The sequence below is a fragment of the Neisseria sp. genome, from assembly GCF_030523955.1.
Taxonomy (GTDB): domain Bacteria; phylum Pseudomonadota; class Gammaproteobacteria; order Burkholderiales; family Neisseriaceae; genus Neisseria.
On the sequence record NZ_JAUNHL010000033.1, the window covers coordinates 19,470 to 30,017 of the forward strand.

Consider the following 10,548-nt stretch of genomic DNA (forward strand, 5'->3'; position numbering starts at 1 on the left):
GGGATTACCAAATGCCTGTCTGAAAATCTCTGCGTCATACTCGGGTCAAGCCCGAGTATGACGGTGGATAGATATGGCACACCATACTCATCTCGACAATTTCAAAATATTCAGCGCACCGCGCCCGACCAGCAAAAACACCAACGTGCCTACCAACAAATCGGGATATTTCGAATGGCTCAGCCAAGTCAGCACGCCGGCGGCAATCACGCCCAAATTCACCAGAACATCGTTGGCGGTAAAAATCATGCTCGCCTGCATATGCGCTTCGCGGCTTTTGCTTTTTTGCAGCAGATACAAACACAACGCGTTACCGGCCAAGGCCAGCAAGGAAATACCTATCATCAGGCGGAAATCGGGCAGGGATGCCCAACCGAAAAACCGTTGCAGCACCTCGAAAAAACCCCACAGCGCCAACACCAATTGCAAGATGCCCGCCGCTTTGGCCGTGTGTTTCTTGCGCACTGCCGTGCCGCCGACCGCCAGCAGGGCGAGGGCATAAACCAAGGTGTCGGCCAGCATATCCAAACTGTCGGCCAACAGCCCCATCGAACCGGCCAAAATGCCGCTCAACGCTTCCAGCACGAAGAGAAACAGATTGACGGCCAAAACCTGCCACAGCAGTTTGCGCTCGGCGGCAGGTTGCAAAACAGCGGTGTCCGAATCCGTTTCGGTGCTCTCCAGCAGCGAAGTATCGAAGTCCAAACTGTCGAGCCGTTGCAAAATCGGCTGGTAAGCGCCTTGGTGCCACACCGTTAAACGACGGTTGGCAATATCGAAATCCAGCGAGCGGATGCCGTCCAGGCCGTCCAGCTTCATGCGGATCAGCGCTTCTTCCGAAGGGCAATCCATTTTGGCAATGCGGAATACGGTTCGATACATGGCAAATCCTGTTTATTCGTTTGGTTACACAGCAATCAGCCCTGCAATGCTTATTTTCAGACAGGCATCACTCAAGCAGTTTGCGTAGGGTAGGATGCCCAAATGCCTGTCTGAAAATCTCTGCATCATACGAAACACTCTGCGTCATACTCGGGCTTGACCCGAGTATCTGTTATTTTTTATGAAACGGAAAGATACTCGGGGCAAGCCCGGGTATGGCGGTGAATCCATATAACGCCGAATAAATGTTTTCAGACGGCCTGCCCGCCATGCTGTTCAGGCCGTCTGAAAACGCGGCTTACTTCGCGGCCGCAAACGCATCCTTCACCTGATTGGCCGAATTCAGCAATTCCTGCGCGCCGCCGGCCGCCAGATAAGCCTCCGGCTTCAGATACACCACCTGGCCTTTTTTCCAAGCGGTGGTTTCGGCCACCAGCGGGTTGTTCAGCACGTCTTTGGCGGCCTGGCCTTCTTCGCCGATGGCGGCGCTGCGGTCGAGCACAAACAGCCAATCCGGGTTTTGCTGCTTGATGTATTCAAACGAAACGGGCTGGCCGTGGCTGCCTTCTTTGATGTTTTCATCCGCCGCCGGTATGCCGATGTCGCGGTGCAGCCAGCCGCCCAAGCGGGAATCGGGGCCAAAGGCCGACATTTTGCCGCCGTTCACCAGAATCACCAACCCTTTGCCTTTGCCCGCGGCTGCCTGTTTGGCGGCTTCAAACGCAGCATCGATTTCGGCTTTCAGCTTGTCGGCCTCGGCCTGCTTGTCGAAAATTTTGGCAAACGCATCAATGCGCTGTTTCGCGCTTTCTTTCATGTTTTTGGTGTCGGCGGTCATCTCGATGGTGGGCGCCAGTTGGTTCAGTTGGTCAAACGCTTTGGCGGCGCGCGAGCCGATGATGATGAGCTGCGGCTGGTATTCGTTGAGCGCTTCGTAGTTCGGCTCGAACAGCGTGCCGGCTTTTTTGGCGTCTTTAATCGCGTCTTTCAGATAGTCCAAACGCGATTGGTCGATTGATGCGCCGATGGGCACGCCCAACCTGCTCAAGGTATCGATCATGCCCAAATCGTAAACGGCGATGCGCTCGGGCTTGAGCGGCACGGCGGCTTCGCCGCGCGCGGTGGCAACGGTTACGCTCTCGCCCTCGATTTTACGGGCGGCGGCCGGCGCGGAAGCGGCTGTCGCCGTTTGCGAAGCGGCGCCGGAAGCGGCCGCGTTTTTGTTTTCTTGTTGCGAACAGGCGGCCAGCGCGGCGATGCAGGCCAAAGCAGACAGGGTGAAACGGAAGTTTTTCATGGTTCAATGCTCCTCAAGCGGGTAATCAAAATCAATGGTTTTCAGACGGCCTGCCTTCATCGGCGTCAGCGTCGATAAATTCATGCCGTTTGGCGTGATAATCCTCTTCGGCCTCGCCCAGGCGCCAATAAGGCACGGCCACGCAACGGCCAAGCGGCAGTTGCCATTCTTTGCGGGCAAGCTCGCGCAAAGGGGCGGTCAGCCCGGCTTCGGCGGCAATCCACACATAGCAGTCTTCACTTTGCGGGCGCGCTTGGCGGGCGGCGGCGATTACGGCGGGGTATTGCTCGATGCCGCCGGTGAATACGCTATGCGCAACCTGCGGCGGGCAGGCGAAATCGGCAGGCAGGTCGGCGGCTTCGGGCAGCAATAAAACCACATGGCCGCGCGCATCGGGCGCCATCTCTTCCAGCATCGATTGAATGGCGGGCACGGCGGTTAAGTCGCCGATTAGCAGGTATTCGGCGGCGGGCAGCAGCATTGGGTCGCGGGTGTTGCGCGGGGCGGTGATGCCCACGGTTTGGCCGGTTTGCACATGATGGGCAAACGCCGAAGCGGGGCCGTTATCGCCGTGCAGCACGAAATCAACGGTAAACGTGCAGGCCTGCCGGTTAAATGCGCGCACGGTGTAGGTGCGCGAATAAGGCTTGTCGGCCGGATCGGCCCAGCGCGGGCGGCCTTTTTCAAAGCTTTCGGGCAGCACGGGCGCGCTTTGCCCTTCGCGCGGCAGCAGCAGCTTGAACGGCGCGCCGTTGCAGCGGAACGGATAATCGGCCAATTCGGGGCTGTGGAACACGATGCGGCGCAGGTGTTTGCCGATGTCGTGCCAGCTTTGCACCCGTATCAGGCGGATGCGGTGGGGATCGTTGTTGTCGGGGTTGGTCATGGTCGGCTTTCTAGGGCGTGTAGTCAGAATGCTTGTGAAGCGGTTTTTTGAGGAAAAATTTGCAGATGCAAGGCAAAAAGCACAGCAAGATTGAACATCTTGCGAGCATTTTTAACGCCGCAGATGCGGATTTTGACCAAAAATACCGCCGCAACGCTTTCTGACTACACGCCCTAAATCTAATGTATATAAAAACGAAAAAGGCAGCAGGCTGCCGTGGTTGTGCTGCGGCAGCAGGCGGTATTCGAAATGCAGGTCGCCGCGTTCGGCCAACTGCGCCCGCCATGCGGCCAGTGTTTCGGCGGAAACGGCGGCCGTTGCCGCGCGGTGGCGGCGGACGCGTTCGCTTGCCGCCTGCGCATTTTCAGGCTTGGCACCGCCGCTTTGCAGCCACAACAAGTGTTTGCCGGCCATATTCTGCTTGCGCCATTGCGGAGCGTAGCGCGAGAGGAACAGGCCGTTTTGCCACCACAACGACGGATCGGCCGCCACATAATGCGTAAACGCCTGCGGCTGCGCGCCCAATACATACAGCACAAACAAACCGCCGTAGGAATGCCCCCACAGGGTTTGCCGCTGCGGGTTCAGGCGCACGCGCCGTTCGACGGCCGGGCGTATGGTGTCGTCCAGCAAGCGCAGGAAATCGGCGGCACCGCCGTTGAGCCGTGCCGGATCGGCGGTATCCGCCGCCGGCCGGCCGTCTGCTGCGGGCGGCGTGTAGTCCCAAGCGCGTTCGGCCGCGGCAAAGCGCAGCGGCGTATCGTAGCCGAGCAACACCAGCACGGGCGGATGTTTCAGACGGCCTGTATCCGCCGTTGGCAAGTGTTCGGGCAGAGCATTGCCGTCTAAGGCATAAAGCGCGGCGAAACCTTGCGGCGGCGCAGGCTGTTTGGGGATGCCGAGAAACACGCGGTAACCGCGCTTGCCGTCTGCCGAACGGAAGTGCAGCGTTTCGAAACGGTAAGCCGTGTCGCCCCGTGCCAAGGCCGACAAATCGGCGGGGCGGGTCAAATCAGGCGCGGCGGCGGCCATCGGTGCGGCGGCAAACAGGCACAACAGCAGGTAACGGAGCATCGGCATTCCAAGAGCGTATCGCAAGCAGTAAAGGTTCAGGCCGTCTGAAACGGGCGGAAACGGTTTTCAGACGGCCTTTGCCGGTTAAAACCCCACTTTCAAGCTGCCGTAAAACGCACGGCCGTGTTCGTTGTAGGTGTAGGCGCCGTTGCCGGTGCGGTAGATTTTTTTGTTGCCGATATTGCTCACGCCCAAGCGCGCTTCTGATTTTTTGCCGAAGCGGTAGCCCGCGTTCACGCCCCAAATGCCGTAGCTGCCGATTTCGCTGCTGTCCAAACCGTTGGCGTTTTCGGTGCGGTTAATCGCCACAGTGCGCGGTTTTTGGCGGCCGTAGTGGGTAAAGGTGAGGTTGGCGTCCCATTTTTCGTTGGGCGTCCAGGCCAGCGTGCTGTTGATGGTGTGCTTGGGAATCAGCGACAGCGGGTTGCCTTGGTAGTCTTCCGATTTCTGCATATAGGTGAAGTTGTTGCGCCATTGCAGCGTGTCGTGCAGCGGAATGCTCAGGCTGCCCTCGAAACCGGCCACGGTGGCTTTGGGCGTGTTTTCCCATTGCAGAATCAGGTTGCCGGTGTCGGTGTAGCCGATAACGTTTTGGCTGGCGACGATTTTGTTGCGGTAGGCGTTGTGGAAATAAGCGGCACTGGCCTGCCAGCCGTTGCGGTTGAATTCAAAGCCGATTTCTTTGTTCCAGCTGGTTTCGGGTTTTAAATCGTCATTGCCGATAAAGTAGCAGCTGCCGGTGGTGCCGATGGGGCAGCCGTTGCCGCGCGAGGCGAGCAGGAAATTGGGGTTGCTCTGATAGAGATTCGGCGCTTTATAAGCACGGGCGATGCCGCCTTTTACCAGCCAGTTTTCGCCGACGGCCTGCGAGAAGTTGAGGCCGCCGCTCACATTGCCGCCCGATTTGCTGTTGTGGTCGAAACGCAGCGAGGGAATCAGCGTGGTGCCGGGGCGCACCGTCCAGTTGTCTTCGCCGTATGCCGCCCACTCGGTTTGGGTAACGCGGGAGACGGTGTTGTCGCGGCCGGCAACGTTGCCGAAACCGCCCTGATAACTGATGGTGTAGGGGTCGGAAAGACTGCTGCGGGCGATTTCCGCGCCCACGGTGGCCACATGGCTGCCGGCCGCTTCAAACGGAATGTAGGCTTCGCTGTTGAAACGCAGGTTGGTCAGCTTGCTGTTGACGAAATAATCGTCGTTATAACTGCCTTCGGGGCCACCCGCCATATTGTCGGGGAAGCGGCTGTTAACGGTGCGGTCGTAGCTCAGGTAGCTTTTGGTGTCGAATTTTTCATACGAACCGGTGTGGGTGAGGCTGTAATTTTGGCGGTACAGGCGGGCGGTTTCTTCCACGCCGTTAGCCAGTAATTGGGACGTTATGCCCGTGCCGTTGCTGTTTTGGGTGTCGCCGTTATAGATGTTGCCCTGGCGGCTGTAACCGGCATCGAAAGTCAGGCTGTTGGCCGGATTGATGCGCCAGTGCAGGCGGCCGGCAATGTCGCGGTTGCGCACGCCTTCCACCCCTGCGGCATCGGCATTGCCCGCGGCGGCATTGATGTCGGCGGAATCGGCATCGGTTTTATTGGCGCTGCCATACAGGCGGAACGATAATTTGTCTTTTACAACCGGCCCGCTCAAATAAAAGCCCGCGCGGTTGGTGGCGCCTTCTTTGCTGTCTTGCGGCTGGTTGGTGTAGTAGTTCACCGAGCCTTCGAATTCGTTGGTAATGCGCTTGGTGGTGATGTTGACCACGCCGCCCATCGCGCCGGAGCCGTAGCGCGCCGCCGCCGGGCCGCGCAGCACGGTAATCGATTCGATGGCTTCGGGCGGCACCCAGTTGGAATCGCCGCGTGTGTTGCGCTCGCCGCGCATACTGATGCGCTCGGCGTTGCGCGAGGTAACGGGTTTGCCGTCGATTAAAATCAGCGTGTTTTCGGGGCCCATGCCGCGGATGTCGATTTGACGTTTGTTGCCGCGCTGGCCGGTGGCGGTGTTGCCGGTAAGGTTAACGCCGGGCATGGTGCGCACCAGCTCGGAAATATCGTTGGCAACGGGGCGCTTGGCGATATCGTCCGCCGAAATTTTCGATACGCCGAGCTGCTGCTGCACTTTGCGCTCGGCGGTAACGTGGATGGTATCGAGTTCGGTGGTGACATACTCTTCTTGCGCATGGGCAAAAGAGTACATCAAGGAGAGAGATAGGGCGGAGAGACTGAACAATGGTTTCGAATATGAAGTGTGCATCAGTTGTTTCCTAATATTTTTGGCCGGTTGTTTTGACTAAAATTAATTGCAGATAAGTAGCTCTGTGTCTTTACGCCTTAAAGTTTGTGCCGTTGTAAGCGATGGCAATCTGCCAGTTTTTCGAATATGAAAACTTTTGTTTAAAAACGATAGTTTACGGCCAAGCGGATGTCACGACCCGGTTCGACCAAGGTGGAGGCTCCGGTGCGCTGGCTGTGCGAACGGTAGGTTTTGTCAAACAGGTTGTAGATGGCGAAATTGACGTTCAAATTGTCTTTGCCGGTGGGTTTCCAGTTGGCGTAAATGTCGTTTACGCCGTAGTCCGGGCGATTGGCGCCAGTGTCGCCCGAGCCGCGGCTGGCGTCACCCCAGCCGGCGCTTTGCACGAAACGGCCATTCCAGCCGATCTCCACGTTTGGCCGGCTGAATTGATAAGACAGGCCGGTCGTCCAAGTACGTCCCATCGGCGTGGCCAAAATCACATTGTCGGTGACTTCACCGTCCATTTTCGGTTTGCTGTAGGCCACGCCGGCGCGTACCGTCCAAGCTTGGTGGCGGAAGGCGGCATTCAATTCGTAGCCACGGTTTTTCAGGGTGCCGACATTGCTGTATTGGGTGACGCCGCTGTCGTAAGTAGCATTGCGGCCGCCGCAGGAGCCGGAGAGGCAGGTAAAGTCGTTTACGTCATAAATGGTTTGGCGGAAATAGCTGCCGGAGAGCAGCCAAGCTTCCGCAGGGCGGTAGGTAAAACCGATTTCCGCATTGCGCGAGCGCTCGGCTTTCAAATCGTTCTGCACCGTCAGATTGCGCGAATTGGCGAGTGCCACTTCATACAGGCGTGGGCTGCGGCTGGCGTAAGTTAGGCCGGCATTTAAGGAAAGATTGTCGTTCACATCGTAAATCAGGCCGAGGCTGGGGTTGAAGCGGCCATTGGAGGCATTCTGCCCGCCGGAGGTATGCAGGTCGAAATAGTCGTAACGCATGCCGGTGGTCAGGGTAAACGGATCTAAATCCCAGATGCCTTCGAGGTAAACGCCGTAGTCTTTTTTCTTTTCGTTTTGCGCGGGCGAGCCGTTACCGGCCGGTTTGCCTTCCTGGCTGCGCCAGTTGACGCCGTATTTCAGGGTATGGCGTTCAAACAGGCGGCTGTCGAGGTTCAGGTTGGCGCCGTAGGTGAGGATTTCGGTAGTACCGCTGCTCTGGCCAGGTTCCTCGCGGCTGTTTTCCATGCGGTAGACATTGCTGCGGATTTTGTCGATAAAGCCCAAATATGCGCCTTTGAATTCCAGATTGGTGGTATTTTGGGTGGTGATGCGGTAGCGCGGGCTGTTGTTGGCGGTGTTTACTTGGCCATCGTCGGCCAATACATTAGAGAAATCAAACTCTTCGCGTAACGCACGTTCGCCGTAGTATTTTTCCTGGCGGTGGCTCAATTCGAGACGGTTGTCTTCGTTGAAGCGGTAACCGGCTTTGGCCAACAGACCGCGCGCGCCCAATCCGCTGTTGAGCACCTTGTCGCCGCCTTCCAGATTGCGGTAGTTTTTGCCGCCGCGATAATCCTGCTCACTTACCCAATTTCCGGCCACCAAACCATCGAAGCCGCCGGCTTCGCCGTAAGCGGCCAAACCGCGCGACCAACCCCGGTTGCTGTTGATACCGGCATTAATCTTGAAACCGGCCTGCTGGCCTTCGCGCAACAAATCGCGCGCTTCTACCGTTTCGGCCACAATCGCACCGCTGGTGGCGCCGATACCGGCGGATGCCTGGCCGGTACCTTTTTGTACGGCGATGACTTTTACGAGCTGGGGATCAAAGAGGAAGCGGCTGTTGTGGTGGAAAATCTGGGTGTCGGAATAGGTGTCGTCGACTTTGAAATCGATTTGATCCTGCCCCATGCCGCGGATGTTTACCCACTGCGACTGCCCGTTGCCGCCGCCGAAACTGATGGCGGGCTCAGCCGAGAGTACTTCTTTCAAATCGGTGGCGGTACTTTCTTCTATTTTTTGAATATTCACGCGATGAGTGGAAGAAAGACCTTCGCCTTTAACATGGATGGTTTCCAGCTGGGTAGGTTCGTTTGCGTGGGCAAAACCGGCAATCAGCGCAAGAGGCAACAGGCGAAGTGGCAGAGCGGGTGTGTGTCGCATAGCGGGTTATCCTTAATGAAAGAGGCCGGTCGGGCGCCGGCAGTTTTTATTAGGTTAGAGAAGGGAAACCTTTGTAAAAACACCCGATGCATGCGGGAAGGGAAGCGGTTGTTTAATGGCACGGTCGGATGACGGTTATCCTGATTTCCTGCATTGCAGGGGTGTTTTTGCAAAGGTTTCCTTAAAATTGTTAAGGATAATAAAAGGTGTTTGTTTTGCTGTCAATACTATTGATAATAATTCGTATTAACTTTTTAAACTGTTGCAGTATCCGTAATCAACCCGTTTAATCGGGGAGACGGCTTGATAAATGGCTAAGGGCGTGAAAATGCGGTGAAAAAAAATTGGTGTGAACTCTTGAATTTGGCGGGCGACAGCCCTATGTAGGTGTCGTTCTTTCATAAGATTCCCGCTGTTTGAAGGGTTTCTTGTTTAATTTAAAGCGGCCGGCAGCTTGATGCTTGCGCTGCCGCTCTTGTTTTTTGTTATTTATCTATCTGGAGAACCATTATGAGTATTCGTCCTTTGCACGACCGCGTGGTCGTTAAGCGTGTTGAAGCAGAAGAAAAAACCGCATCCGGTATCGTATTGCCGGGCGCTGCTGCGGAAAAACCGGATATCGGCGAGGTTGTTGCGGTAGGTGAAGGCCGCCGCAATAAAGCGGGTGAACGCGTGGCTTTGGATGTGAAAGTCGGCGATAAGGTATTGTTCGGCAAATACAGCGGCCAAACCGTTAAGGTAGACGGCGAAGAGCTGTTGGTCATGCGTGAAGAGGATATTTTCGGCATCGTGGAATAATTGCGCATTTGCCGCGAAAACGAATAGGAATGCCTGTCTGAAAAGATTTTGAGGCAGGCGGATTGAAAAATTATTGATATTTGGAGTATTTGAAATGGCAGCAAAAGATGTACAGTTTGGCAATGAAGTCCGCCAAAAAATGGTTAAAGGCGTAAACGTATTGGCCGATGCAGTGAAAGTAACTTTGGGCCCGAAAGGCCGCAACGTGGTGTTGGACCGTGCGTTCGGTGGCCCGCACATCACCAAAGACGGTGTTTCCGTTGCCAAAGAAATCGAATTGAAAGACAAATTCGAAAACATGGGCGCGCAAATGGTGAAAGAAGTGGCGTCGAAAACTTCCGACGTGGCCGGCGACGGTACCACCACTGCTACCGTTTTGGCACAAGCCATCGTGGCCGAGGGCATGAAATACGTGGCCGCCGGCATGAACCCGACCGATCTGAAACGCGGCATCGACAAAGCAGTAGCCGCGTTGGTTGAAGAATTGAAAACCATCGCCAAACCGGTACCGGAAAAATCGAAAGAAATCGCTCAAGTGGCTTCTATTTCCGCCAACTCCGACGAAACCATCGGTGAAATCATTGCCAAAGCGATGAACGAAGTGGGCAAAGAAGGCGTGATTACCGTGGAAGACGGCAAATCGCTGGAAAACGAAGTGGAAGTGGTAAAAGGCATGCAGTTCGACCGCGGCTATCTGTCTCCTTACTTCGTTACCGATTTGGAAAAGCAAATTGCTGCGCTGGATTCGCCGTTCGTATTGCTGTTTGACAAAAAAATCAGCAATATCCGCGATCTGTTGCCGGTGTTGGAGCAAGTGGCCAAAACCAGCCGTCCGCTGCTGATTATCGCTGAAGACGTAGAAGGCGAGGCGCTGGCGACTTTGGTGGTGAACAACATCCGCGGCATCCTGAAAACGGTAGCCGTGAAAGCCCCGGGCTTCGGCGACCGCCGCAAAGCCATGCTGCAAGACATTGCCATCCTCACCGGTGGTACCGTAATCGCCGAAGAAGTGGGCTTGTCTTTGGAAAAAGCCACTTTGGAAGACTTGGGCCAAGCCAAACGCATCGAAGTGGGCAAAGAAAACACCACGATTATCGACGGTTTGGGCGATAAAGCCGCCGTTGAAGCGCGCGTGAAAGAAATCCGCAGCCAGATCGAAACCGCAACCAGCGATTACGACAAGGAAAAACTGCAAGAGCGCGTGGCCAAACTGGCCGGCG

General features: G+C 56.2%; 8 protein-coding genes. 2 read left to right on the forward strand and 6 right to left on the reverse strand.

Annotated features, from left to right (window positions below; all coding sequences use genetic code 11):
* Nucleotides 1-87 precede the first annotated feature (87 nt).
* The 6 genes from Q4C79_RS08215 to Q4C79_RS08240 all read right to left on the reverse strand — a co-directional run bounded on the left by Q4C79_RS08215 (nucleotide 88) and on the right by Q4C79_RS08240 (nucleotide 8,530).
* On the reverse strand, nucleotides 88-882 hold the full coding sequence (locus tag Q4C79_RS08215) for a cation transporter (RefSeq protein ID WP_303090532.1): 795 nt from the start codon (nucleotides 880-882) through the stop codon (nucleotides 88-90).
* A 298-nt stretch (nucleotides 883-1,180) separates the two neighbouring features.
* Nucleotides 1,181-2,179 carry a siderophore ABC transporter substrate-binding protein gene (locus Q4C79_RS08220; protein WP_303090533.1) on the reverse strand — a complete coding sequence of 333 codons (999 nt, stop codon included), beginning with the start codon at nucleotides 2,177-2,179 and terminating at the stop codon, nucleotides 1,181-1,183.
* Between the two features lie 31 nt (nucleotides 2,180-2,210).
* A complete protein-coding gene (locus Q4C79_RS08225) occupies nucleotides 2,211-3,065 on the reverse strand; it encodes a siderophore-interacting protein (RefSeq protein ID WP_303090534.1) in 855 nt (284 codons plus the stop codon).
* A 111-nt stretch (nucleotides 3,066-3,176) separates the two neighbouring features.
* Nucleotides 3,177-4,139, reverse strand: a complete 963-nt coding sequence (locus Q4C79_RS08230; protein WP_303090535.1) for an alpha/beta hydrolase — start codon at nucleotides 4,137-4,139, stop codon at nucleotides 3,177-3,179.
* 84 nt (nucleotides 4,140-4,223) lie between these two features.
* Complete coding sequence (locus Q4C79_RS08235) at nucleotides 4,224-6,383, reverse strand: FepA family TonB-dependent siderophore receptor (protein WP_303090536.1); 2,160 nt, start codon at nucleotides 6,381-6,383, stop codon at nucleotides 4,224-4,226.
* 140 nt (nucleotides 6,384-6,523) lie between these two features.
* On the reverse strand, nucleotides 6,524-8,530 hold the full coding sequence (locus Q4C79_RS08240; RefSeq protein WP_303090537.1) for a TonB-dependent receptor: 2,007 nt from the start codon (nucleotides 8,528-8,530) through the stop codon (nucleotides 6,524-6,526).
* 510 nt (nucleotides 8,531-9,040) lie between these two features.
* On the opposite strand from Q4C79_RS08240, the gene groES reads away from it, so the two are divergent.
* Together groES and groL are read left to right on the forward strand one after the other, a co-directional pair.
* Entirely contained in the window at nucleotides 9,041-9,328 is a 288-nt protein-coding gene (groES, locus tag Q4C79_RS08245) for a co-chaperone GroES (protein WP_303090538.1), read from the forward strand.
* A gap of 94 nt (nucleotides 9,329-9,422) precedes the next feature.
* Nucleotides 9,423-10,548, forward strand: a 1,126-nt coding sequence (groL, locus tag Q4C79_RS08250; RefSeq protein WP_303090539.1) for a chaperonin GroEL, incomplete at its 3' end; no start/stop codon positions are given.